This is a genomic window from Bartonella sp. CR127HXZ (assembly GCF_042194555.1).
Taxonomy (GTDB): Bacteria; Pseudomonadota; Alphaproteobacteria; order Rhizobiales; family Rhizobiaceae; genus Bartonella; species Bartonella grahamii.
The window spans coordinates 25,029-48,962 of the sequence record NZ_JBHIMZ010000005.1; the positions used below are offsets into that span (position 1 = coordinate 25,029).

Below are 23,934 nucleotides of genomic sequence, written 5' to 3' on the forward strand. Positions count from 1 at the left end.
TACAACTACTTAAGAGGAAGTATTGGAATTATGCTCTAAAGTCGTTAAATATGCAAAAAAGAATTTTCAAACTCTGTGAGAGATAATGCGTTTCCCGCCCGATTTCCTTAATGAACTGCGTACTAGACTCCCAATTTCAACAGTGATTGGTCAACGGGTGGATTTTGATCCTCGAAAAAGTAAGCCTTCACGGGGAGACTTTTGGTGTTGTTGTCCATTTCATGGTGAAAAAACGCCAAGTTTTCATTGTGATGATCATAAAGGGCGCTATTATTGTTTTGGTTGTGGTGTAAGTGGAGATATTTTTACCTTTTTGTGTGAGCTTGATGGATTGCACTTTTCAGAAAGTGTAGAGCGTTTGGCTGATTTTGCGGGAATGAAACTCCCTATTTTGGATTCACAAAGTCATAAACGTCAACTGGAAAAAGCTGAGCTTTATGATGTAATGAAAATTGCTACAGATTTTTTTCAATATAATTTACGCGATAAAGGAGGTGTGCAAGCACGTCGTTATTTGGATGCACGTGGTGTGACACCAGAGCTCGTAGAGCGTTTCCGCATTGGTTTTGCACCGGTAAGGCGTACAGCTTTGAAAGAAGCTTTGAGTGCACGGGGCATTTCAATAAAGCAAATGGAAGAATGTGGACTTCTCACAGTGCGTGAGGGGAGTGCGGATTCTTATGACCGATTTAGAAATCGCATTATGTTTCCTATCGAAGATTTGCGCGGACGTGTGGTGGCTTTCGGAGGGCGTGCATTAGAGAAAGAGACACGAGCAAAATATCTCAATAGCCCTGAAACAGTGCTGTTTCATAAAGGAAATATACTTTATAACGCGGTAGCAGCTCGCAAAAACAGTCGCTTTGTTGGCGATGAAAAAAATCATTCACTCCTTGTTGTTGAGGGGTATATGGATGTCATTGCATTGACTAAAGCTGGTTTTGAAGGAGTTGTAGCGCCCTTGGGGACAGCATTAACGGAAGCGCAAATTGAGCTTTTATGGCAGATGGGGAAGGAGCCCATTTTGTGTTTTGATGGTGATGATGCTGGTTTAAACGCTGCTTTTCGTGTTGTTGATCGTGTGTTGCCTCTTTTAAAGGCTGGGGTTTGTGTACGCTTTGTTTTGTTGCCACAAGGAAAAGATCCTGATGAAATTGTTTGTGCTGGTGGAGCACAACTTTTTTCTTCTTTTTTGCAAAAAGCAATTCCTTTGAGTGAGCTTTTATGGTGGCGAGCTACCTATGGAAAGCATTTTGAAACTCCAGAGACACGAGCAGCGCTAGAAAAACAACTAAAACAACAAATTTTTACGATTAAGGATGAAGATGTCCGTCGTTATTATTTGCAAGATGTAAAAAAACGCCTTTTTGATTTTTTTCGTCCCTCTTTTTCGAAAAAAAAGGGAGAAGGGCGATATGATCAATCTTCATCAAATAGGATCTTTAAAGATCAATCCTTTTCTCTGTTAGCAAATTCTGAAATAGTACGAAATTCTTCGCAATCTATTCCTTTGCGAGAAGCAGTGATTTTACTCACTTTAGCTTACTATCCTGAGTTGTGGTATGAAAATTTTGAAATTCTTTCTGAGTTAGAATTAAAAAATACTCAATTGATGTGCTTTCATCAAGCTATGTTGGAAATTCTTGGGAATCAACAGCTTCATGATGAGGAGACGATGGTTGCGCTCTTAGAAAAAAGAGGGCAAAAGGCTCTGTTAGAGCGTATGAAACATCTTGTGCAAAATATTGGTATGCGTATTATCTTTGGTAGAGCTTCTATAGAGGATGCACGTGCGATATTAAAACAAGCTGTCTACTTGCATCTTCAAGAACACCACCTACATAAGAGATTACAGGATATTAAAGAGCAACTTGTAGAAAATCCTAGGAGTGAGGTTTTTGATCTGCTTCGTGAGGTAAAAAATGAGCTGGAGCAGATGCAGGCAACAGAAGCGTTAATTGAAGGGTTTGGAAGTTGGTTGGATGAAAAAATAGACGGGAATACACAAGATACGATAAAATGATTCGCTTTTTTAATGCGAATCAGTCACTTAAATTTTAGACGAGGAAGTTTATGGGAGTGACATTTTCATAAAGATGGCAATTAAATTTTAGGAAAAGCGGGTAAATTTTAGGAAAAGCGGGAAATTGGTTCTTACGATAGGGTATAGAGATTATCTCAGAAGGGCTGAGAGGTGTCGGGGAAACTTCTGGAGTTTTCCCGCGTTTTTGTCTGGATGTGAAGTTTGTCTGGATGTTAAGGCGTATACAAAATGTATTCTTTCCAATAGTAATCTCTTAAAAGGAAGTATATATGAGAAACTATTGGTAGATTTTAGTGAGAGCAAAAAAACTGGTCACATGGAAGCTATGGTTACATGGAAACTGTGAAGTGGTCGAGTGGAGTTATGGTATGGCAACAAAGGTTAAACAGAAAGATAATGCAGAAGTAACAAGCCAAGCGAGTTTGGATGGTCCTCTTCTTGATTTTTCTGATGATGCCATCAAGAAAATGATTAAGCTTGCCAAAAAAAATGGTTACGTAACAATGGATGAACTCAATGCTGTTCTTCCTTCTGACGAGGTTACATCCGAACAAATTGAAGATATCTTGGCGATGTTCTCTGAGATGGGGGTTAATGTTGTGGATGATGAGGATGAAGTTGAGTCTGAAAATTATGAAGAAGAAGTTACAGTAGAGGGTGGTGATTTAGTAGAAGCCTCTAGCCACGCAATTGCAACGACAACGAATAAACGCGAAGTAACAGATCGTACGGATGATCCGGTGCGTATGTATTTGCGTGAAATGGGAGCTGTTGAGCTTCTTTCACGGGAAGGTGAAATTGCCATTGCTAAGCGTATTGAAGCAGGGCGTGAGACAATGATTGCGGGACTTTGTGAGAGTCCTTTAACTTTTCAGGCTCTTATTATATGGCGTGACGAGTTAAAAGAACAGCGTATTCTTCTTCGTGAAATTATTGATCTTGAAACGACTTATGCTGGTCCAGAAGCAAAGCAGGCTCCTGTTATTGAGCGAAGTGAAGTGAATAAGACAGAAGAAGAAAAAATGTCTTCTGGTATACGTAATATGGAGGAGAGCGCAGGAGAGAGAAACATTGAAGACGATGATGAAGAAGACGATGACGATGTTAACTTATCGCTTGCTGCAATGGAAAATGAACTTTGTCCTCAAGTTATGGAAACATTGGATTTTATTGCTCAAACCTATGTGAAATTACGAAAATTACAAGATCAGCATGTTGAAAGCAGTTTGGCAGAGCGTAAAGAGGGGGCCCTTACATCTTCTCAGAAGAAAAAATATATTCAATTAAAGGGTGAGTTGATTCAAGCAGTAAAATCTCTTTCTTTAAACCAAAATCGTATCGAAGCTTTGGTTGAACAGCTTTATGACATCAATAAGAGATTGATTCATAATGAAGGTAAGCTGAAACGGATTGCCAACAGCTATGGCATTGGCCACGAGGATTTTTTAAAAGAATACCAAGGGCGTGAATTGGACGCAGATTGGATGAATTATATTGCTGCTTTGCCTACACCTGGTTGGAAAGAATTTTCGATGCGTGAAGCAAAAGAAATCCAAAAACTGCGAAGTGAGATACAAAATCTTGCGCAAGAAACGGCTATTTCGATTGGTGAATTTCGTCGGATTGTTATGCAGGTGCAGAAAGGTGAACGCGAATCAACAATTGCGAAAAAAGAGATGGTAGAATCTAATTTGCGTCTTGTCATTTCAATTGCAAAAAAATACACTAATCGTGGTTTGCAGTTTCTTGATCTTATTCAAGAGGGTAATATCGGTTTGATGAAGGCTGTGGATAAGTTTGAATATCGGCGCGGTTACAAGTTTTCAACTTATGCAACATGGTGGATTCGTCAGGCTATTACACGTTCAATTGCTGATCAGGCGCGTACTATTCGTATCCCTGTTCATATGATTGAAACAATTAATAAAATCGTTCGTACATCGCGTCAGATTCTCCATGAAATTGGACGAGAACCAACACCAGAAGAATTGTCTAGCAAGCTTTCTATGCCGTTGGAAAAAGTACGAAAAGTTCTTAAAATTGCAAAAGAACCCATTTCACTCGAAACGCCTGTTGGTGATGAAGATGATTCCCATTTAGGTGATTTTATTGAGGATAGGAATGCGTTATTACCAATTGATGCAGCTATCCAAGCTAATCTGCGAGATACGACAACACGCGTTCTTGCTTCATTAACACCGCGGGAAGAACGTGTTTTGCGGATGCGTTTTGGAATAGGGATGAATACAGATCACACGTTGGAAGAAGTAGGACAACAATTTTCAGTTACAAGAGAGCGTATTCGTCAGATTGAAGCAAAGGCACTTCGTAAATTAAAACATCCTAGCCGTTCACGAAAATTGCGTAGTTTTCTCGATTCTTAAATAAAGAAATTCGTGTGTATTTTAATAAATCCCTCTTTCTTCTTAATGAAGGGGAGGTGTGTCACATTGTACTTTGATGCTTTTTTGAGAAAATATGGGAAGAATTTGAATAATCCAGAAAGTTTACGATGTTTAATGTTTTTCTTAGCTTTTGAATTTTGTATTTCTCTTTCTGAAAATAACAGATGTAGGGTAAATACTGGTGTGGTAGTCATTTGAAAAAATGAACGAAAAACATTATCTTGCGTGTAGCGGCTCGTTTCTTAAGAAATAGGATCTATTAAGAATAAACTTATATTGCAACATACGGACTTTTTGATGAGAAATGTGTATTCGTTGCGGAATTTTTATCATTTTAGGTGACGCATTTTATTCTTCGTCAGTTTATAAAGGAATGTTTCAATAGATTATGTTCATTTATATGCGCTATTTTTTGAATATTCTCTTTTTATTCAGATAGATTTTAAGAAAACGGTTTAAAGCATACATTGAGTTGAATCTTTTTAAGAGACAGAAATAGATGAAATTATAGAAATTAAACGTTTCATTTTTTATAGATCGTCTTAATTAAAAAAGGTGTGTCTGAGTTTATGAGTGGAGAGCTTCCCTTTTGGAAAGTAAAAAAAATAGAAGAGATTTCCATTTCTGAGTGGGAGAGCCTTTGTGATGGCTGTGGTCGTTGTTGTCTCCATAAAGTTGAGGACGATGATACGGGTGACCTTTATGCAACCAGTATTGCTTGTCGTCTTTTAGATGGGGAAACTTGTAGGTGTCGAGATTATGCTCATCGCAAATCAATTGTACCAGATTGTATATCGCTAGACATTACGACAGTTAAAACAGCGCGTTGGCTTCCAGAAAGTTGTGCTTATAGATTAATTTATGAGGGAAAAGATCTTCATTGGTGGCATCCATTGGTATCAGGAGATTGCCAGACGGTACATACAGCGCATATTTCTGCACGCGGACAGATAGAGGTTTACGAAGACGAATTATTATCTGAGGAAGATTATCTTTATCACATTACTGGTCTTCTATGTAAAGGCCAGTAATATGATTTTTTATACAACAGTTGGCGACTTAATCGATCGCAAAGACGACAGTGACGCTCACATTATAAGTTAATTCACCACCTGCAAAATTTGTATTTTCGTAGCTTGCATCTGCTGCTCTACTCATGAGACGTGGTGTTGGGTGGTAGTAATCATCCCTTTCATTGATTTCAATAATTTTTCCTAATTTTAAATCGGCTGCTTGCGCTATCGTTTGCGCTTTTTCAATGGCTTCAGTAATGGCTTTTTTACGTGCTTCTTGATAAAACGGCTTTGTATCTGCGTTGGTAAAAGTAATGCCGTTGACTGAATTAACACCTAGAGTCATCGCTTGATCAAAGATTTTACCAGCATTATTAAGATCACGAATGCGCACGGTTAAAGAATTTGAAACATGATAGAGTTTTTCATTATTCTTTTTTTCGTGGTGTTTATCAGAAGTCGACTGATAAATGGATAAACCTGATGTTTGCAAATCATTTGCTTGGATGCCATCGTTTTTAAAAGCTTTTATAATATCATTGATGGATTGATTATTGGAAGCTAATGCCTTTTGGGCAGTTTTGTCATAGGTAACAACGGCTAGATTAATAATTGCCATATCCGGTGCAGCTTGACTTTCTCCGATTGCAGTCACTGTAATAGTTGCATTTTTCATTTTATTTTCTTCAGCATAAGCACGTACAGTCAACGATGTGGCTAAGAGTGTAAATGCTAATATAACTGCTTTAACCAGAGAACCCTTCAGTGGTTGAATTTTCTTTTCTATCATATCTATACCTTTATATTTGTCAGTTAACTATTCTCTCATTTTTAAGAGTTCTTGTAAAGAAATTAGGGCACTGAAAAAAAAACCAATAGAAAAGAGAAAAAGATGGGTTATAATCTTCGTCAGCTCTTGTATCATAGGGCATTTTAGTTTAGAGAGAAACAACCTATATATGGGGCCTGTAGCTCAATTGGTTAGAGCCAGCGGCTCATAACCGCTTGGTTGGGGGTTCGAGTCCCTCCGGGCCCACCAATAGGGAAATGGCCAATAGAAAAATGGGTAGCTTATATAAAAATTTTGGGATTCTACCTTTTTCGTTTTTTATTTATTTTTCTGTTTGTTCTAAAATCCTTTGTCATTGTTTGTTGCTGTTTTTTTCTATCAGTCGCTTTAATATAAAGTGATAGTATGTTTTTTAGTCTCATTAAAGAAGTGCTCTCATTTGAAACATTGTAGCATTTGGATTAACTGATATGTGGCGCTATTTACTTTCTTAATTCATATACTGTTTTGTACTTTTTCTGTATGATGTTCTTCATAAAATAGAAGACTAAAAGCTTCATTGGATAAGTTTATTTATGCTTGTTCTATAAATAAACAGATCCCAATAAAACCAATTTTAAAGATTGTATCTGTTTAGAACAAATGGCTCAAAAAACATTTAGTGTAAATTTGCTTTTTTCTGAGTGATGTTAATGTCTTTTAGACGTTCGAATAGCATTATCGTGATGAAAGGTTGTATATAAGAGGATGTAATCCATAGGTGCTCATATGTATCATGGGGTCAACGATAATAACATTTGTTGATATTTTCTTTTTCCCAAGAGAGGAGTTCTATTTGATTTTTGAGAAATATTGTTCATAGTGACGTTGGCGTGTTCTCTGAAAAGAATCTCATCAATTGTTCTTTGAAAAGTCAATTGAGTGGTTTTTTCTATCGCTTTGCATCATCCAGATTTTATTGTAATAAGCATTTTATTTATTCTGTAAAAAATGTTTTCTATGATATTGGAAAATTCGTTAAAATGCCATTTTCTGTTTTTGTGTATTTTTCGCTTAATGCTCAAATTATAGAGTTTTCATGTAAGCCAAATTATTATTGAAGAGCAGAAGTCTTTTTTGATTTTACTCTCATAGGGGATTGGCAATATTTAGGTCAACCTAGCACTTTTGGGTATTGCTAACATTTTTCTCGTATTGATTGTGTAGAGAGTTTTATCTTTGTTGTGAGTTTTCTCTCTTATGAAAAATTATTGGCAGAGAGGGTAATTTTTTTTGGAAAAGTATACTTTTCTTCAAAATCATACTTTGAAAATATAATTCTTCATTTACATAAGGGAATTTCTCTCTTGTTGTAAATCTGCAATACAATTTACGTACAAGGATTATGCGTGGTGATTCGTTTTATTTTTTAATAGTATCATTTTTGCTTATGATAGAGACTTAATATTAGTATTTACAAGGTGCGTTTAGAGGGGAGGTTACCTATAAACGTGTTACAGAGTTTTAGGTAGTGTGGCTCTGTTTATAAGAATTTATTCCTATAACATTGTTATATTCTTGCTTTGCAATATTGTTTAAAAAACATAGACGGTGCTATGTAGAATAAAATTGTGATATATTTTTTTTCAAAAAAGCTTTTTCGTGTTCTCTTATATAGAGTTCAGGAGTGTCTTCAGGGATATTTTCACATTAGTTTGTTACTGGTCCGAATCACAAGATATGCGTAACATTATTCGCATTTTTGATAGATTATACCAATTTTCATAAGAAGATCTGGATCGTGTGATGCTTTCTGTTTCACCATGGTACATGACTAATAGAACTTCATCTGATTTTGTAAAATAAGTTTGTACACAATTGCTTCCATACTGCCTATTGCAAATATTTTTTTCTAAGGTATGAGATATATTTAAACGCTTTAGCGTTATATAGTTTGACTACATGGAGTATGACTATGAAGAATGATAAAAAATTTGAAACAACTTTATCTGATATTATTGTAAAATGGGAGTCTTTATCGACGTCTCAAAAGCAAGCGATATTGGATAGAGTAGAAAATTCTACAGATTCTGCTCATTCAACAGAACATTTAAGGCTTCAATCTTCTTTTTATCTCCAGACGAAATCAAAGTTATGAGTTTTAAGTCTTCATCGGAGATGTTGAAACCAGTTATTACATATATGGCACTAGCATTTCCCAGTGTGTTCAAAATAGCCATGAGTTTATCTACTGAAGGCCTCTTTCCTCCATTTATCATTTGTTGGACGTAATTTTGTCCACAGCCTGCAGCTCTGCTTATTTCAATCATTGTTCGTCCGTCACTTTTAATCAATTCAACTAAGCGTTGGAACCAATCTTTTTCAGTCTTTGTCATTTTTAGACCTTTACATATTTACGCTATAGCGTTAATATTGCGTTGCGAATCCAGAATATATGATACAAGGAGCGTGAAAATATCCATGTGTAGCTCTTCGCTAATGAAGCATATAGAGTTGTTTTTAACTAATAACAAAATGTCCCCATACACTTTCAGATTCGAATCAATAAAAAATGGTTGCTTAGTTCCACGGTTGTGAAAAAATAAACGTGTATACCAGAAATGGCGATACACACTCGTATGTTTATGAGATTTCACTGTGATAGTATACGTAGCAGCATTATAAATCAAGATATACCCCAACATCAGAATTTGTAAAAAATTCTGTGTTGAGGCGGTGTGTGAGTATAACGAAGCTTTAGAGCCTTAAGAGATAGGATAATGGCTGTAGAAAAAATGTAAATTCATAGGCAAAGAATACTGATTTCTCCTTTATTGTAATAAATTAGATCACTATCAGATGGTATATCGTATATATGCGTTAAAAAATTTGGAAAATATCAAAAAAGTGATCTTGGATATTTTATTAAACAGGAAGGTAATCTGAGTCACATAGGTGGTTGTTTGGTAGGGTGTATACATTTGATCAATGTCCTTACGGGGATGAGTGTGTTTTAAGGCAGCTGCAGTTTATAATGAAGTCTGTATTTACAATGATATTGTTATTTATAACAATGCATTAACATATGGTTGTGTAGTCGTTCGTAAGAGTTTGCATGTTTATGAAAGATAAGAACTTTATAGTTATTCGAATATGAGTGGAGATGCATATGTTTACGCTAATGCGGTCTTTTTTGATCAAGTTTTGAATGCTCAATGTATTGAATTTTATGGTGATACTCGTGATTATAGAAAGGCTCGAGTTTATAGTGATGCTTTAATTTATGGTGATGTAAAGATTTTTGGGAAGGCAAAATTTTACAGAAATGCTGTGCTTTGTGACACCGATGATTTTTGTAATAATGAAAAACTTTCATATATAGCCGTATTCCCCATGGCGTAAAAAGGAAGATAGGAACGATTTGGGCAAGGCTTGTACGATTGCGTTGCGTCGTTAGTTTTATTTGACGTTCCTTATTTTTGTTTTTTGTGTCAATAAATGTGTCGCAAATAATTGGTGTAAGCGTGTAGATTTAGCCGCTTTCAGAGATTTTTTTGCGTCATTTATCAATGGCTTTAATGGAGAAAATAAGAATGCCGAGAGTGATTGTTCACACTTGGAACATGCGGTTTATTGCATTCTTTTTTTGATTGAGGATGAAACAAATTGGTCAAGATGATCACTTGAGCGACAATTAAGGGAGATCCAAATGAGTGTAAACGAAATTTTATTGGGAGCAATGGTTGTTGTTTTGTTGTGCAGCGGGGTTATATTTCGGTTTTCTTTATATTATCGCAGTCAAGTGAAAGTTTTAAAAGATGAATCTAGAAGAATAAAGCATGAGTTTTTAAGAGATTCTATGAAGATGACTGAAGAACGAGATAGAGCTATTAGAGAGCAAAGTATGGTGATTAAAAGACGTGACCAAGCAATTGAAAAACTGAAAAAACAAATTAAACAATATGAAAAAAATGAAAAGAAATATCAAAAAATGCTTAAATCTGAAGATGATAAAGAGTGATATGTATTCATATTTTGCATTAAAGGGCTTGGAAATGTGTTAGGAAGATTGGAATGACGAGAGAGATAAACTTTAATGAAGCCAATTATGGTGCTGATGGAGAGATTGTATTGAAAGAGAATATTCAAGTTTACTCTGATTTTATGAAAACATTTAAGTTTATAAGACAGAGCGTCTTTGATTATAAAATAAGAGGTTATGGTGATAAACCAGTTTATAGGTATGCTGGTTATTAAAAAGCGCGTCTATACAATCCAGTATGCTGGAAACAATTTTGCACGTTCCTTTTAGATATAAGGTATAAATGCTACGATAGTTTCAGCTAATATGTCTAAAAAATTGCATGATAATAGAAAGAAAGAGATATTTGCTTTTTATGAAGATGAAATGGGTAAGTCAGTTATGATTATCAAATGCAGAAGAGGAATATGAGCATAAAAGATATTAATATCTTGTAAAGTAATTATATTCTCATTGATAAATTATCTTTTCTTCATGTGTGTTTATTTTTTATGAAAAATACAAGACTTAAGAGACTTTCTTTTTGATAAATGCTATAGAGACTTAAGTATGATTGAAAACAAACATAATAAACTGCAAGAATGTGATTGTTATTTGTGAGTATCAGAAATAATACAAAAACCTCCTCCCGCTGAGGGAAAAACGATCACTTTTTATTTGTCACAAAAGCAACTCACCATACCATTACACAAAATAAACGTTTGTTTTAATGGTAAAGAACGTCAGGACTGTAGTTCTCTAATAAGAGCCTTATGTGTAATTTCTTTGATTTGTTCAATATTGACTAGGATATCTTGTTTTGTTGGATAACCTTTACTAGAAAAAGCAATTTTTTGTGCATCTCCTGAGATTAAACGCCAGTACCATTGATTGTGAACTCCTTGAAACACCTCAAAATACATGCTTCCCACCTCATAAAATAGCTGATAATTTTCAGGATAAATATTTAACTAATCCGTCTGTGAACACTAATGTATGTCTCTATAGGAAGTCGTCAATATATTCCCCTTAAATTTTCTGACCTTAAAAAATAATTTCTATGAGAGCTATTATTCTTTTAACAAGAAAAAAATTCTTGTCAATAAGATATGAATGAGAATTTTATACTATAAAATTATTTTTTTTAATTTAAAGACACTATACTTTCATTTAAAATGCGAATATTTTTATTGTCAGTACAGAAATAAATTTTATAAATTATACAAAATTTCACCAGCATGGATAAAGTAAAAAATACTCTTCTCCATACTGGTAGAGTTTTATCATTTCTTGCTTTTTCTTTTGAAACAGACGTTTATTGATTGGCTATAACCTCTTTTTGGGATACGCTTCGAATGAGTAAATCAATGAATAAGCTAAGAGTATAAGAATTGGCCATTTTAGCTTTCATATCGATCAGAGAGGTTGTAGTCTTGGGGTTAAGTCCATTTGATAAACCTTGTCTTGACAAATATTGCTGCAATTTTTCATAAGAACTGTCGATTTTTTCTTGATTTGGTTTTTCATTACGATCACTATTGGCAAGTGTTTCTTCCAGTCCTTCGATTTTTTTAATAAAATAATTCCAGTCAAAATCACCTTTTGTATATTCGGTGTCAAACATTTTTCCTTGCCCAGTTAAAAGCCAATTAATATTGACACCATATAACGTGCGGTATGTTTGTAAGACACTAAGATTGGGTTCTCTCTCTCCACGCTCATAAAAAGCAATGGAATTTTTTGTCATGCTAAAATTTTTAGCTAAGGTTTCACGTGATGGATCGCCTAAAGCAAGACGTACATAACGTAAACGTTTTCCAAATATGGTTTTTGATTCAGTTTCAGGACGTGCCACGAATTATCTCCCTCAGTAAATCATCATGGTATAAATCATTAAATAATAAAAGCACACTATGTATTAATATTCTATGATATAATGTCAATATTTATAGCTTTAATTTCTTTTTATTTTTTATTTTCGTGGATAGAAAGAAATCTTTCGCTTATTGTATTGACAATTGATATTCATTTCAAAACAAAATTCTCTGTTTGCTACATTTGTCTCTTGCTTTTTTTGAGAGAATTTTCATGTAACTTTACCATATATATTCTATACACTTTTGCATCAATAGATGCAACTTTAAAGAGATGCAAACTTTGGATTTGGACTGGGTGTGTTTTAGATGAATGAGAAAATAAACTTTGAGGAATGATCATGGCCCTATTACGCTATTTTGGGTTTGCTTTTTTTTTCACGATTATTGGTGTCTTTTTAGGAGGGGTTATTGGTTGGTTTGAAACGGAAAGTATTATTGGTTTTCTTAAATATTTTTTTATTTGCTTTGTTTTAGGAGTTTTGGAAATTTCTTTATCTTTTGATAATTCTATTATCAATGCGCGTGTTCTTAGTAGAATGGATCCGTTGTGGCGTCGTCGTTTTCTTATATGGGGCATTTTGATAGCTGTATTTGGGATGCGAATTGTTTTTCCATTATTGGTGGTTGTCGTTGCTGTTGGGATTAATCCAATTGCGGCAGTCAAATTAGCTATATGGGAACCACACCGATATGCGGAAGTTTTAACCGATGCACATATGGGGATTGCTGCTTTTGGAGGCACTTTCCTTATGATGGTTGGCTTAAAATATTTTTTTGATTCTGAAAAAGAGGTACATTGGCTTAATGTTATAGAGAGACCTGCTCAAAAGTTTGGGGCGCTTGTTGGGATTGATATTGCAATTGTTTTGATTTTGATCTTATTTGTTTCAGGTCAGATTGACACAGAAGATAAAATAACTTTTTTATTGGCAGCCCTTTATGGACTTTTGACCTTTATCGGTGTTGAAGTTGTCGGTCATCTCTTGGATACCCCTCAAAAGACTTTAACAACAGTAACTCACGGGGGAGTAGGGGCGTTTCTTTATTTAGAAGTTCTTGATGCTAGTTTTTCTTTCGATGGCGTGGTTGGTGCTTTTGCCTTTTCACACAACCTTTTTATTATTGCGATAGGTCTTGGTATCGGTGCATTTTACGTTCGTTCTATGACAATTATGTTGGTTGAATCAGGAACATTATTGCATTATCGTTATTTGGAACATGGTGCTTTTTATGCAATTTTAGTTCTTGCAGTGATTATGTATCTGCAGACGATTATATCGGTTCCTGAAGTCTTAACAGGACTTGTGGGAGTCTGTATTATTGGAATGGCATTATATTCTTCGATTCGTTTTAAGCATCGTCAGGTGGATAAACATGTTGTGTCTAAGTAATGGAGATTTCTTATTTTCTTACGCTTTTGTTTATCGCATATCTTTGAATAGAAAGAGGTCTTTTATGCAAAATAAAATACTATTCTATTTTATTGCTTATTTGCGTTTTTGTTTTAAAGTTGAGTCCATTGCATGATACTACTCATGAAGGGAATAGTGTACAATCTCTAAGGTGCTTTTTGACCTAAATTTAAGACAGAAAGCTGATGCTATACTTTTTACTAGCTTTCAATATTATGACAAGCTCTTGCATCTAATGGTTCATAAGAAGTGTTTTTACTGTTTTTTTGAATGATTTTTATTCATACATTGATTCTCTTTGTAACGTGTAGGAGAATGGTTTTGAAACAGGTTTGAAATGAGAGAATTTACGATATTCTAGACTCTCACTTAAATATGTGAAAAATAATTTATCCTTTATAAATCAGTATATTATAGTAGTAGATTAGAGAAGAATATTTTAAGAGACCATTAAAAGCTCTATACCAGCTTCGTTCATAGTTTTAAGCATAGTGTTTAGTGATCCATTTACATCAATACCAGCACAGGCATTTAATGAAACACTGACTTTAAAACCGCATTGTATAGCGTGAAGAGCAGAAAATCCGACACAAAAATCAGTTGCTAAGCCACACATAATGAGCTTGGTAAAACCATGTTCTTTGAGATAAACTTGTAAACCTGTTGGTGTTTTTTGATCATTTTCAAGAAAAGCAGAATAGCTATCCATTTTTTGATTATAGCCTTTTCTAAGGATAAGTTGTGCCTTTTCCACTCTAAGAGATGGATGAAATTCTGCTCCTTGTGTTCCTCGTATGCAATGATCAGGCCAGAGTATTTGAGGACCATAGTCAAGAATGATGGTATCATAGGGCTTTTTTTCAGGATAGCAGGAAGCAAAGCTGCAATGGTTTTTTGGGTGCCAGTCTTGGGTTAAGATAACGTGGTCAAAATGATTTATGAGATTATTGATGGCGGGTAAAATAGCATCACCTTGTGGTACGGCAAGTGCTCCACCTAGTAAGAAGTCATTTTGAACATCAATGACGATTAAGGCTTTTTTTTCCATAAATATATTCCTATATGAGATGATCTTTTATCGTATTTTTAAAAAGCTATATTTCGTCTTGAAGTTTTGAAATGATTTGCTGAATATTGATATTATTTTTATAATTATCAAGCCAAAAGAGGGGGATGGATAAGTTTTTACAATTGGTTTTATAGTTTTTTACGAATTGTAACCACGTACCAATGGGAAGTGCACTGTAGTCATTTGTTGCTACGTGTTGATGCAAAGCTTTCATGATCATTGGGCTTGGGACGTCAGATCCCATAAGGCGGCGATCATTTTGTAAACGTAATTTAAGCCATATCAAGGCAAGGGGGGAAGACCATTGTTTCCCGTAGCAAAAAATCGATGAAAAAAGGGAAGGATTTTTTACTGCGTAATATAAAGCCCATAAAGCAAAAAAAGAAGGCGCATAGAGAATTGCTTTTCTTTTTGGTACTATATTACATTGATAAGTTGGTTTAATACGATAAAAATACAATGTTATATCTGGTATGGAAAAGAGAGGCAATGTTTGATAACAGGTTTCAGGTACAGCTAAAAAGATTTGCTTTTTGCTTTTTTGGGGGATGTTTTTTTGCATTCAGGACCATACTGGGGCTTGTGAGATTAGAAAAAATATACCAATATAAAGCGAAAAGCTTTTGATACGATGTAAGTGCTATTTACTGTACAGTTTCAAAAAGCAAAAGCAGTTTTTTTCAAAATCCTAATCTTTAATATCGCACAATATAAAGAGAAATTTATGGCACGTCAATTTATCTATCATATGGCTGGGCTTAATAAGTCTTACGGCAATAAAAAAGTTCTAGAAAATATTCATTTGTCTTTTTATCCAGATGCGAAGATCGGTATTTTAGGGCCGAATGGTGCAGGGAAGTCAACTATTTTACGTATTATGGCTGGGCTAGATAAGGAATATACGGGAGAAGCATGGATTTCTGAAGGAGCACGCTGTGGCTATCTACCACAAGAACCTTTGCTTGATGCGAGCAAAGATGTGCGTGGCAATGTGATGGAAGGTGTTGCAGATAAACAAGAAATTCTTGAGCGTTATAACGAATTGATGATGAATTATAGCGAGGAAACGGCTGATGAAAGTGCACGGCTTCAGGACATTATTGATAGTCAGAATCTTTGGGATTTAGAAAGTCAAGTGGAAATGGCTATGGCTGCTCTTGGTTGTCCGCCAGCCGATGGGGATGTAACAAAACTTTCGGGTGGTGAGAAGCGGCGTGTTGCACTTTGTAAATTGCTTTTGTCAAAACCTGATTTGTTACTTTTGGATGAACCGACAAACCATTTAGATGCTGAAACGACGGCTTGGCTTGAAAGGCATCTACGTGAATATCCTGGGGCTGTGCTTTTGATAACCCATGATCGTTATTTTCTCGACAATGTAACGGGTTGGATTTTAGAGTTAGATCGCGGGAGAGGTATTCCTTATGAGGGAAACTATTCTGCTTATTTGGGGGCTAAAGCCAAGCGTTTGGCTCAAGAAGGACGTGAAGAGGCAGCGCGTCAACGTGCTTTATCATGTGAGCAAGAATGGATCGCTTCTAGTCCAAAAGGGCGACAAGCAAAGTCAAAAGCTCGGATTAAGGCTTATGATGAGTTGGTTCAAGCAGCACGTGAGCGTCGTCCTGGAGAGGCACAAATTATTATCCCTATTGGAGAAAGATTAGGACAGGTTGTTATTGAAGTTGATAATCTCTCTAAAGCTTATGGTGAGCGTGTATTGATTGATTCTCTTTCTTTTAAACTTCCTGCTGGTGGTATTGTCGGCGTTATTGGGGCCAATGGTATGGGAAAGTCGACCTTGTTTAAAATGTTGACGGGACAGGAACAGCCCGATTCAGGTCAAATACGTATCGGTGAAACAGTTCACATGAGTTATGTGGATCAGAGTCGCGATTCCTTGGTGGGGAATAAAACTGTTTGGGAGGAAATTTCTGGTGGAAATGACATTATTAAATTAGGCAAATATGAGATGAATAGTCGCGCTTATTGCGGGGCTTTTAATTTCAAGGGGGCAGATCAACAGCAGAAGGTGGCAAATTTATCAGGAGGGCAGCGCAATCGCGTACATTTGGCAAAACTTCTAAAAGAGGGGGGGAATGTGCTTCTTCTTGATGAACCGACAAATGATCTTGATACTGAAACATTGGGTGCATTGGAAGATGCATTGGAAAATTTCGCTGGTTGTGCAGTTATCATATCGCATGACCGTATGTTTCTTGATCGATTGGCAACACATATTTTAGCCTTTGAAGGTGATGGCCATGTAGAATGGTTTGAAGGTAATTTTGCTGAATATGAGGCTGATAAAGTTCGTCGTCTTGGGGCGGAATCTCTTAATCCTAAGCATGCAAATTATAAACCTCTTACACGCTAGAATTTTTTATCTTATCTCAACGTTTTTGAAAAAATGGTGTATTTTATTGCATTTGTTATTTCATAAATAAAGTGTGAGTGTACTCTGTGGAAGTTTTTATTCATTGAAAATAGTAAGAGATACTTTATGAAATTACGACCTAGATAGGGTTATTCTACTCATGATATATAACCGACTATTGCTTGTAAAATTGTATTGTAATGAAAAGGAGGGGATGAAGAGTATAGCGCTATTTCTACAAATGCTCTAGTCATTGAGCATTATCATTTTTACTTAATAAAAATGCAAGCTGGCACCATCATGTTATTTATTTTCTCTCAATAGTGTGCAGTTCTTGTTTTGAGATGACCATAAAAGGTATTTTTATCCATATGTCTCCTCTGTTTATGAGCTGTAAGAGAATAATTTGGATTGATTTATCATGAATAGGTTTGAAATGAGAAAAATTTACGGTACTCCGATGTTTTATTCAAGTTGAAAATGATGAATTGTTATTATAAATCAATGCATTATCATTATAACGAGAAGCAGGGGGATAATCTGTTCGTTTTTTACAGTAGCCTATTTTTTTCATAGTATAATAAAATAGAGAGAACAAAATAGATGAGAATATGCGTTTTATGCTTGACTTTTTTTTCTGTAAACAAATGTTTATAGGAATGTTTAAGGGATAACTATGAAAAAAAGTGCAAGTTTAGATGCAATGATTGTGCTGCTAAAAGCGGTCGCAGAAATAAACCATTTACGTGTTCTTACGCTCTTGCGTCATGAAGATTTAACAATTTCTGATTTTATTTTTATTCTTGATCAGTCGCAAGCGTGTATATCACGATATTTACGTTTGTTGTACGAAGCACGATTGATTGAGCGTTATCAGAAGGGAGATAGCCTTTATTTTAAGCTTTGTCATGATTTTTTGGGTAAAGACATTGTGATGGGTGTTCTTTCGGCTTTGCCAAAGCATGATATGTTGTTAGCGCATGATTTAGAACGTTTGAAGGATGTTAAAAAGCAGCGTCAAAAAACGAGGAAGAAGCATTTTTTACAAAATACGTTGCAATGGGATGTATTACGGTCATCCTATATGGCAGATCATGGTGTGGAAAACGCTTTACTTGAAATCATTGGCGATAAACCATTTCAAACGATGCTGAATATTGGAATAGGTGGAGACTCTGTCTTAAAATTGTTTTCTAATCTTTATACGCATGCGGTTGAAGTTGTGCTTGATAGCAATGTTTTTCACTTGTCTGTTGGAGATACAACTTTTGATTTAGTTATTCTTCATTGGGTTTTACATTTTCTTGAAAATCCTGAAATGTTTCTTCATGAGATATTAAGTGTTTTGCGTCCTCATGGACGTTTATTGATTGTGGATTTTGGTTATCATGAAATTGAGTCTTCATATTCTGATCAAGCACATATACGTTTTGGATTTTCGGCTTTACAAATAGAACAATGGCTTAAAAATACGGGACTTGTTCTAGAACAAACGGTTTGTCTTACTCCTATACAAAATGAAAACAGTGAGAAGGGTATGGTTACGCTTTGGCTTGCTCGTGATCCGCGTTTATTAGTTGACGATATCAAAGATAAACAAGTCGATTTTGCATAAATCGCATTTGTTGACCTGCTTTATTCTCTGATTTTTCTTAAGGAATAGCGTAGAGATAAACCTTTATTCAATCATTGATAATCTATTGTTTTTTACATGTGTATTATGTTTTTATATGAGAGTATTGGTGTTTTACAGGGGCTTGGTGGCTGTGTACTGTGTAATGAAAGCACCTTCTATAGAGATAAGCCTATGAGGATCGTTATTTAAGGTGTCTTGATATCATATTTGTTTTATTAGCCAATATATTGATTTTTTAGACTTCAATGAGAGGCTCGAATATAGGAATATTTTTTCATTTCAAATTTCCTGTTTCAGAATCCAAAAGAGTCTGTTTGTTTGTTACAAGAGAAGATATTTATCTAAATAATACCGTTTGTAAAAGGAAATACATATTTCTAAATATGAGAGCGGCGGCGATATGATGTAACAGCGCACAATACAATATAGTGATGGCTCATACCTTCATAAATGTCAAAAATGGTGGTACCCAATAGATCTGACGATGTCTCTTTAAAACAGGTGCTTAGATAAGAAGTACCTTGGAATTTTTAGTGAGGGGTGCAAAAAGATGCTCTAAAAAGACGAAGGGGTAAAAGGGTAAGACAATGCATGATTTTCATTATTTAAAACACAGCGTTATGAGCGTGTTTGAAAGTCGTAAAGGCAAATGAAAGGGATGGTAAAGATGGCAATAGGTTTTTATCTTTGGGCTTTTATGTTTCGTTCAAAATAAATGATGGCTTTTTTAAGATTACTCAAACAGACGTAAATATTTTTACTCTAATTGGGCATATAAAAGCTGGGACTGTTTACATGGTTCTCATTTGCTCTAGTCTTTATCTCAAGCATATTGCCATGTTAGGAGCAGGTGTTGATTTACAAGTAATAGCAAACGTAAAAGCTTGGTAGATGACGCCATAAAATTACTCATAAATTAGTAATGGATTGGAGTGATATTCTGAATTTTAAAAACATTTTGTACAACAATGGTTATAATAGCGTATCTGACTTTACGTTTATTTCTTCTTACAAGCTTCATATATGGCGTTCGTCTATGTGTTTTTTATTATATTCATAAAAATAAGATTGACGATAATCTATGGATAGTCCGTGGCTGAAAGTAGAAAAGAAAAGCGTGATATTACACTAAAGTTTCGTATCTCTTTATCATGAGAAGTATGAAGGTTATTAAAAAGGTTATTAAATAAGTCCATTTTTCTTGCCAAAAGTGATTTTTTCTTTTTATGCTTACTGCTCATTTTATGACGCAGCCCGTTAGTATAGCGTAAAATTGATAGGGCATCATCGTTTTATGTTTTTTATCCATATGCTTTTTCTTGTTTGTGATGTGCCATAGTATGGCTATTCATTGATTCAATAGACGAAGATTTAAAATAAGGGAATCTTACGTTCTTGAGATCTCTCATGTAAGTTGTAAAATGATGAGTTATGATTGTAAATCAATGCATTATTTACGGTAGAAGAACAGACTATAACAATTTTTGAGCATAGAAACTACTGTGTGTATTATTTTACGGGATCATTTAAATGATAGAGATTAAGAGAAACTGTCTGCATTGATCTCGGTTTGTTATGTTAAAATGCGTTAGAGCCTGTTGGTTATTGTAAAATAGTTTATCGTTATTTGGAATGATTATAGGACGTGATTCGAAACAAATACCTTCAGAGTTCTCATTTTTTCATAAAATTAAGCTGTTTAAATTCTTCATTGATTGTTACATGAGAGATGCGACGATATTTTAATGATCATTTACAGAATTTTTTATGAAGATGGATAAGATTTTAAAAATCTACATTTTTATTTTTGTGGTGATTGCTGTTGGAAAAGTGATTCTACTTTTACATGGTTTGATTTTTATAGGGTGGATACGTAGAAATTACGGTTTTTTTAATTATGATCATCAGAGTTATGAAAGAAACTATTTAAAAGTTATAATGATCGTAGATTCTAATTGATGCTTCTTGAAATAAAATTGCTTCAAATTGGGTCATTTTAAACTTTTTTTGCCTAAATTTAAACATTTTTAAACAATTTATAACTCTTTTATGTTTTTTTGCGTAGAAGATGATAAGAATTTCTTGTTGTTTAAAGAATTTTATTCCATAGCAAGAATATTGCATCGGCTATCTTAGTGGTTGATGTGAGAGGACGATCGGGGAACCTCCTCCCCCCCCCCCCGCGTGGATCCCCTAGATTGTCTGGCCTGACTGAGGATTTCCTCAGTCAGGCTTTTTGTAATTGTTTTTGGGGGTGTTGTAGCGTGTTATTAGGGGGAAGTGTAAGATCTGTTGTTGTTTCGCCTATACTACCTAAAACATAGAGGGGCGGTTCTTATTGGGCGGATAGTGTTAGCGTATTCATTTTCAATAATTTGATTTTTCTTTATTGAGACATTGTTGAATGTTATAAGGGGAATCATAAAAGGAATCTATGTTTGTGTTCTGTGATCTTTAGGTAAGAGATAATGGAATCTTTTTCGCGTCGTATTGTTTTTATTTTATTTATGTTTTTTATTTTTGGCGCTGTCTTTTTTGCTTCTCGAAGCGGTGCTGTTTATCAGTTTTTTTCCGGCCGCTCTTCTTTTTCTTCTCAGAAGCTTGATGTAACAGAGGAGGAGTTGTTAGAGAGATTGTCTGTATCTTTTCCAGATATTATCAAGCATCTTTCTAAGATGAGTCCTCAACAGCAAGAGTTGTTTATTGCGCAGCTGCGTCGTGATGTAATTGCGCTTGCTTTTAAAAGTGGTCAGAGTCGTGAGCAGGCTCACAAATCTGGTGAAACTGTTGCTATGGCTCTTTCAAAAGCGATTTCTCGTCCTTCCATTGCTAATGCTTATTTTTAGCTGTTTTTTTAATCGCGCTTTTGGGTTTTATTTTGAGGAGAAAGAGCTTTTTGTGAATTTTTGAAAAGTGCGAGGAGATAATCAATTTGTAAGATAGTTAGCAAAATTTATCTTACTCAAAAGGTAAGCAATCGAAGTATAGGGATAATGGTGCAATCATTACAGGAGTGATAGAAAGTCTATCAAGGGTGTTGGTCAAGTTAATTGCATTATCAATCGCTACAATGACAAAAGCAGTATTGACTATAATAAAACACGTTAATCGCATTTTATATGCCAGTTGTTTTTTATTTGATATGGGCAAATAAAAAAAATTTAAAGGATTTAGGCTTCCTTTGTTCTACGGATTTTAGGATATTTATTCACTTGTATGATTTCTGAAAATGGGGTGCAAGGCTGATAAGATGATAGTCTGTGGCAAAGAAAAAAATATTTGAATGAAGATGAGAAGTCTATTTTTATTTAAAAAGGCTTTGGGGGTATTGAGTTTTCTAACATTTTCAAAAAACAGACAAAAGTAATTGTTAAGCTTTGTTGTAGGGACAAAGACGGATATAACTTTTTTAGCATATTGTTTTATAATGAGAATTTGTCATTTTCATATTGAGTGAGAATCTTAGGAATTGTAAAATTCTCTCGTTTTAAATTTATTCATGGTGAAAAAATCAAAATCAGCTTCTTGTGCACTACAAGTGAGAGGCTTGTGTGAATAGAGGCTCTTAAAAAAAAGAAGTAAAAAGCTTATTTGAGGAATCTTGAGAGCTAAAAGCCTGTTGCAATATTTTGAATTGGTAAAGAGTATGATGGTTTTAGTATATTTATGAATTTTTTATTGCGCAATGATGGGGGTAGGGATTTGTTTTGTGATTTGTTGAGGTTTTATCGGACATAAAGAGTGCTGTGGGTGTTTATTAACCAGAGAAAAGCGTTGATAACGGTTTATATTTTTTGTGAAACTTTTTTGATATTGAGGATCTTCGGTAAAAAGATGCTATTTTTTTAATATAAAAATTGAGTGATACAATAGTGATAGCAGAAATTTGTAGGTTATATCATTTTATTTAATACGCTATAAGATTAATTATATTCTCTTTATTTTTTTTATTTTATGATATAGAAAAATCTATAATTTGTGCATAAAGAGATTTTCTTTTGTTGCAGAATTTTATCTTGAAATTGTCTTACTCTTTCCTTTTTCAAGCCGTTCTTTTGCTTTCTTTTTTTGTACAATACATTTGCAAATTATTTGCAGCTAGAATTTGAGAATGTTTGAGTGAAGAGAAAGAAAATGCAATTTTTGAAAATCTTGTTAAGTACAGCGTGTGCTGTATTTTTTGTATTTGATATAAGTTGGACTCATAGTGTCTTGAATGTTGCGGAATCAGGAGAAGCTTCAGTAATTGTTGCTTCTAAGATTCCTGATCGTCCTTATGAGTTTCTTATTCAGAAACTTGCGAATAAATATAATGTTCCCGTTAATTTAGCACATGCTGTTGTAAAAGTTGAAAGTAATTATAAGGCAGGTATAAAGGGGGCTGCTGGCGAAATAGGTTTGATGCAAATTAAACCCTCTACGGCACGAGGGTTGGGCTTTAGTGGTTCTGTACAGGATTTGTACGATCCTGCGACCAACCTTGAATATGGTATGCGTTATTTGGCACGGGCGTATAAACTCAGTGGTGGAAGTACGTGTGGTACAATCCTTAAATATAACGCAGGTCATGCTGCAAAAAAAATGAATTCCATTTCGGCGAAATATTGCGCAAAAGTGAAAACTTATCTGGCTTCATTAAAATAAAAACATCTTTTTAGACAGGTTTGTTGTAAAATATTTTAAGATGCTATTTTCACGGAGCTGAAAATGTTTTATAAATTAATGCGTCAGTCGGCTGGGCAGCCGCGCTTGTCTAATGCTAAAATGCGGCAGGTGAGGAAAGTCCGGGCTCCATGGAAAGACGGTGCCGGGTAACACCCGGCGGGGGTGACCCTAGGGAAAGTGCCACAGAAAGTAAACCGCCTATTTTTATAGGTAAGGGTGAAAGGGTGGAGTAAGAGCCCACCGCGCATTCAGTAATGAATGTGGCAAGGTAAACCCCACCGGGAGCAAGACCAAATAGAAATGACGTGCAAAATTTAATTTGCAGCCGATTTCCGGGCGAGTCATTCGGGTAGGTTGCACGAGGCGGATGGTAACATCCGTCCCAGATGAATGGTTGCCATGTAAAGTGTAAGCTTTACTCTACAGAACCCGGCTTATAGGCCGACTGATATTTCATGATGATACGCGATATTTTATAAGATCGATTATATGATCTTTTATGGAGTCTATGTGTTTGAAATGGACACTTGAGAAAAGAGTATTTTAAAAAATTATAACATTTCTTTAAGTATAATGCGTTAGGATCTGTCTTGGGATAACTTTAGTTTTTTCGTTCATTGTGATTAATATGAAAGTTGAAGGCTAGGTT

The 23,934-nt window shown here is 34.9% G+C and carries 20 protein-coding genes, 1 tRNA gene and 1 other RNA gene; 15 read left to right on the top strand and 7 right to left on the bottom strand.

Annotated elements, in window-relative coordinates:
• Window positions 1-85: 85 nt before the first annotated feature.
• From dnaG to ACFIKY_RS04115, 3 genes are all read left to right on the top strand, one after another.
• The gene (gene dnaG / locus ACFIKY_RS04105) at window positions 86-2,023 is read left to right on the top strand and encodes a DNA primase (RefSeq protein ID WP_375661440.1); all 1,938 of its coding nucleotides are present in this window, start codon (window positions 86-88) and stop codon (window positions 2,021-2,023) included.
• Between the two features lie 389 nt (window positions 2,024-2,412).
• Window positions 2,413-4,428, top strand: coding sequence for an RNA polymerase sigma factor RpoD (gene rpoD, locus ACFIKY_RS04110; protein ID WP_375636232.1), 2,016 nt, complete (start codon window positions 2,413-2,415; stop codon window positions 4,426-4,428).
• A gap of 590 nt (window positions 4,429-5,018) precedes the next feature.
• Window positions 5,019-5,480 (top strand): YcgN family cysteine cluster protein, encoded by a 462-nt coding sequence (locus tag ACFIKY_RS04115; RefSeq protein ID WP_375661442.1) that lies wholly within the window; start codon window positions 5,019-5,021, stop codon window positions 5,478-5,480.
• 28 nt (window positions 5,481-5,508) lie between these two features.
• Here the strand turns inward: ACFIKY_RS04115 and ACFIKY_RS04120 are convergent, their stop codons facing one another.
• The gene (locus ACFIKY_RS04120; RefSeq protein WP_015856660.1) at window positions 5,509-6,252 is read right to left on the bottom strand and encodes an SIMPL domain-containing protein; all 744 of its coding nucleotides are present in this window, start codon (window positions 6,250-6,252) and stop codon (window positions 5,509-5,511) included.
• Window positions 6,253-6,424: 172 nt separating this feature from the next.
• Here ACFIKY_RS04120 and ACFIKY_RS04125 point away from each other — a divergent pair.
• Together ACFIKY_RS04125 and ACFIKY_RS04130 are read left to right on the top strand one after the other, a co-directional pair.
• Window positions 6,425-6,501 (top strand) — tRNA-Ile (locus ACFIKY_RS04125).
• Between the two features lie 1,705 nt (window positions 6,502-8,206).
• Window positions 8,207-8,389: a hypothetical protein gene (locus ACFIKY_RS04130; RefSeq protein WP_015856659.1), complete on the top strand. Its 183-nt coding sequence runs from the start codon at window positions 8,207-8,209 to the stop codon at window positions 8,387-8,389.
• Here the strand turns inward: ACFIKY_RS04130 and ACFIKY_RS04135 are convergent.
• Window positions 8,313-8,627, bottom strand: a complete 315-nt coding sequence (locus ACFIKY_RS04135; RefSeq protein ID WP_007347852.1) for a helix-turn-helix domain-containing protein — start codon at window positions 8,625-8,627, stop codon at window positions 8,313-8,315. The genes ACFIKY_RS04130 and ACFIKY_RS04135 overlap by 77 nt on opposite strands.
• Before the next feature lie 757 nt (window positions 8,628-9,384).
• Here ACFIKY_RS04135 and ACFIKY_RS04140 point away from each other — a divergent pair.
• From ACFIKY_RS04140 to ACFIKY_RS04150, 3 genes are all read left to right on the top strand, one after another.
• Window positions 9,385-9,633: a hypothetical protein gene (locus tag ACFIKY_RS04140; protein WP_375636145.1), complete on the top strand. Its 249-nt coding sequence runs from the start codon at window positions 9,385-9,387 to the stop codon at window positions 9,631-9,633.
• Window positions 9,634-9,940: 307 nt separating this feature from the next.
• On the top strand, window positions 9,941-10,252 hold the full coding sequence (locus ACFIKY_RS04145; RefSeq protein ID WP_375636146.1) for a hypothetical protein: 312 nt from the start codon (window positions 9,941-9,943) through the stop codon (window positions 10,250-10,252).
• A gap of 53 nt (window positions 10,253-10,305) precedes the next feature.
• Entirely contained in the window at window positions 10,306-10,488 is a 183-nt protein-coding gene (locus tag ACFIKY_RS04150) for a hypothetical protein (protein WP_375636147.1), read from the top strand.
• A gap of 507 nt (window positions 10,489-10,995) precedes the next feature.
• On the opposite strand, the gene ACFIKY_RS04155 is transcribed toward ACFIKY_RS04150, so the two are convergent.
• Together ACFIKY_RS04155 and ACFIKY_RS04160 are read right to left on the bottom strand one after the other, a co-directional pair.
• A complete protein-coding gene (locus ACFIKY_RS04155) occupies window positions 10,996-11,175 on the bottom strand; it encodes a DUF1508 domain-containing protein (protein ID WP_015856658.1) in 180 nt (59 codons plus the stop codon).
• 392 nt (window positions 11,176-11,567) lie between these two features.
• Entirely contained in the window at window positions 11,568-12,107 is a 540-nt protein-coding gene (locus tag ACFIKY_RS04160) for a helix-turn-helix domain-containing protein (protein ID WP_026500335.1), read from the bottom strand.
• Between the two features lie 360 nt (window positions 12,108-12,467).
• On the opposite strand from ACFIKY_RS04160, the gene ACFIKY_RS04165 reads away from it, so the two are divergent.
• A complete protein-coding gene (locus ACFIKY_RS04165; protein WP_375636148.1) occupies window positions 12,468-13,520 on the top strand; it encodes a DUF475 domain-containing protein in 1,053 nt (350 codons plus the stop codon).
• 460 nt (window positions 13,521-13,980) lie between these two features.
• Here the strand turns inward: ACFIKY_RS04165 and pncA are convergent, their stop codons facing one another.
• Entirely contained in the window at window positions 13,981-14,589 is a 609-nt protein-coding gene (gene pncA, locus ACFIKY_RS04170; protein WP_375636149.1) for a bifunctional nicotinamidase/pyrazinamidase, read from the bottom strand.
• Between the two features lie 46 nt (window positions 14,590-14,635).
• Window positions 14,636-15,172, bottom strand: a complete 537-nt coding sequence (locus tag ACFIKY_RS04175; protein ID WP_375661444.1) for a hypothetical protein — start codon at window positions 15,170-15,172, stop codon at window positions 14,636-14,638.
• A gap of 162 nt (window positions 15,173-15,334) precedes the next feature.
• Here ACFIKY_RS04175 and ettA point away from each other — a divergent pair, with 162 nt between their 5' ends.
• The 4 genes from ettA to ACFIKY_RS04195 all read left to right on the top strand — a co-directional run bounded on the left by ettA (window position 15,335) and on the right by ACFIKY_RS04195 (window position 21,466).
• A complete protein-coding gene (ettA, locus tag ACFIKY_RS04180) occupies window positions 15,335-16,984 on the top strand; it encodes an energy-dependent translational throttle protein EttA (RefSeq protein WP_375661445.1) in 1,650 nt (549 codons plus the stop codon).
• Window positions 16,985-17,660: 676 nt separating this feature from the next.
• Entirely contained in the window at window positions 17,661-18,599 is a 939-nt protein-coding gene (locus ACFIKY_RS04185) for an ArsR/SmtB family transcription factor (RefSeq protein ID WP_375661446.1), read from the top strand.
• Window positions 18,600-19,250: 651 nt separating this feature from the next.
• Window positions 19,251-19,511, top strand: coding sequence for a hypothetical protein (locus ACFIKY_RS04190; protein ID WP_375640432.1), 261 nt, complete (start codon window positions 19,251-19,253; stop codon window positions 19,509-19,511).
• A gap of 1,577 nt (window positions 19,512-21,088) precedes the next feature.
• Window positions 21,089-21,466, top strand: a complete 378-nt coding sequence (locus tag ACFIKY_RS04195) for a hypothetical protein (RefSeq protein WP_375656173.1) — start codon at window positions 21,089-21,091, stop codon at window positions 21,464-21,466.
• Between the two features lie 112 nt (window positions 21,467-21,578).
• Here ACFIKY_RS04195 and ACFIKY_RS04200 read toward each other — a convergent pair whose 3' ends face one another.
• On the bottom strand, window positions 21,579-21,734 hold the full coding sequence (locus ACFIKY_RS04200; protein WP_375644791.1) for a hypothetical protein: 156 nt from the start codon (window positions 21,732-21,734) through the stop codon (window positions 21,579-21,581).
• 1,020 nt (window positions 21,735-22,754) lie between these two features.
• Between ACFIKY_RS04200 and ACFIKY_RS04205 the strand changes: the two genes are divergently transcribed.
• Complete coding sequence (locus tag ACFIKY_RS04205) at window positions 22,755-23,264, top strand: lytic transglycosylase domain-containing protein (protein WP_375647230.1); 510 nt, start codon at window positions 22,755-22,757, stop codon at window positions 23,262-23,264.
• An 83-nt stretch (window positions 23,265-23,347) separates the two neighbouring features.
• Window positions 23,348-23,738: RNase P RNA component class A (gene rnpB, locus ACFIKY_RS04210), an RNA gene on the top strand.
• Window positions 23,739-23,934 lie beyond the last annotated feature (196 nt).

What these genes read in the sequence shown, in the direction of transcription:
- ACFIKY_RS04115 (WP_375661442.1), top strand. Translation starts at nt 5,019, where the DNA reads ATGAGTGGAGAGCTTCCCTTTTGGAAAGTAAAAAAAATAGAAGAGATT.
- ACFIKY_RS04135 (WP_007347852.1), bottom strand. Translation starts at nt 8,627, where the DNA reads ATGACAAAGACTGAAAAAGATTGGTTCCAACGCTTAGTTGAATTGATT.
- dnaG (WP_375661440.1), top strand. Translation starts at nt 86, where the DNA reads ATGCGTTTCCCGCCCGATTTCCTTAATGAACTGCGTACTAGACTCCCA.
- ACFIKY_RS04150 (WP_375636147.1), top strand. Translation starts at nt 10,306, where the DNA reads ATGACGAGAGAGATAAACTTTAATGAAGCCAATTATGGTGCTGATGGA.
- ACFIKY_RS04205 (WP_375647230.1), top strand. Translation starts at nt 22,755, where the DNA reads ATGCAATTTTTGAAAATCTTGTTAAGTACAGCGTGTGCTGTATTTTTT.
- pncA (WP_375636149.1), bottom strand. Translation starts at nt 14,589, where the DNA reads ATGGAAAAAAAAGCCTTAATCGTCATTGATGTTCAAAATGACTTCTTA.
- ACFIKY_RS04175 (WP_375661444.1), bottom strand. Translation starts at nt 15,172, where the DNA reads ATGCAAAAAAACATCCCCCAAAAAAGCAAAAAGCAAATCTTTTTAGCT.
- rpoD (WP_375636232.1), top strand. Translation starts at nt 2,413, where the DNA reads ATGGCAACAAAGGTTAAACAGAAAGATAATGCAGAAGTAACAAGCCAA.
- ACFIKY_RS04155 (WP_015856658.1), bottom strand. Translation starts at nt 11,175, where the DNA reads ATGTATTTTGAGGTGTTTCAAGGAGTTCACAATCAATGGTACTGGCGT.
- ettA (WP_375661445.1), top strand. Translation starts at nt 15,335, where the DNA reads ATGGCACGTCAATTTATCTATCATATGGCTGGGCTTAATAAGTCTTAC.
- ACFIKY_RS04145 (WP_375636146.1), top strand. Translation starts at nt 9,941, where the DNA reads ATGAGTGTAAACGAAATTTTATTGGGAGCAATGGTTGTTGTTTTGTTG.
- ACFIKY_RS04130 (WP_015856659.1), top strand. Translation starts at nt 8,207, where the DNA reads ATGAAGAATGATAAAAAATTTGAAACAACTTTATCTGATATTATTGTA.
- ACFIKY_RS04185 (WP_375661446.1), top strand. Translation starts at nt 17,661, where the DNA reads ATGAAAAAAAGTGCAAGTTTAGATGCAATGATTGTGCTGCTAAAAGCG.
- ACFIKY_RS04200 (WP_375644791.1), bottom strand. Translation starts at nt 21,734, where the DNA reads ATGCGATTAACGTGTTTTATTATAGTCAATACTGCTTTTGTCATTGTA.
- ACFIKY_RS04140 (WP_375636145.1), top strand. Translation starts at nt 9,385, where the DNA reads ATGAGTGGAGATGCATATGTTTACGCTAATGCGGTCTTTTTTGATCAA.
- ACFIKY_RS04195 (WP_375656173.1), top strand. Translation starts at nt 21,089, where the DNA reads ATGGAATCTTTTTCGCGTCGTATTGTTTTTATTTTATTTATGTTTTTT.
- ACFIKY_RS04120 (WP_015856660.1), bottom strand. Translation starts at nt 6,252, where the DNA reads ATGATAGAAAAGAAAATTCAACCACTGAAGGGTTCTCTGGTTAAAGCA.
- ACFIKY_RS04165 (WP_375636148.1), top strand. Translation starts at nt 12,468, where the DNA reads ATGGCCCTATTACGCTATTTTGGGTTTGCTTTTTTTTTCACGATTATT.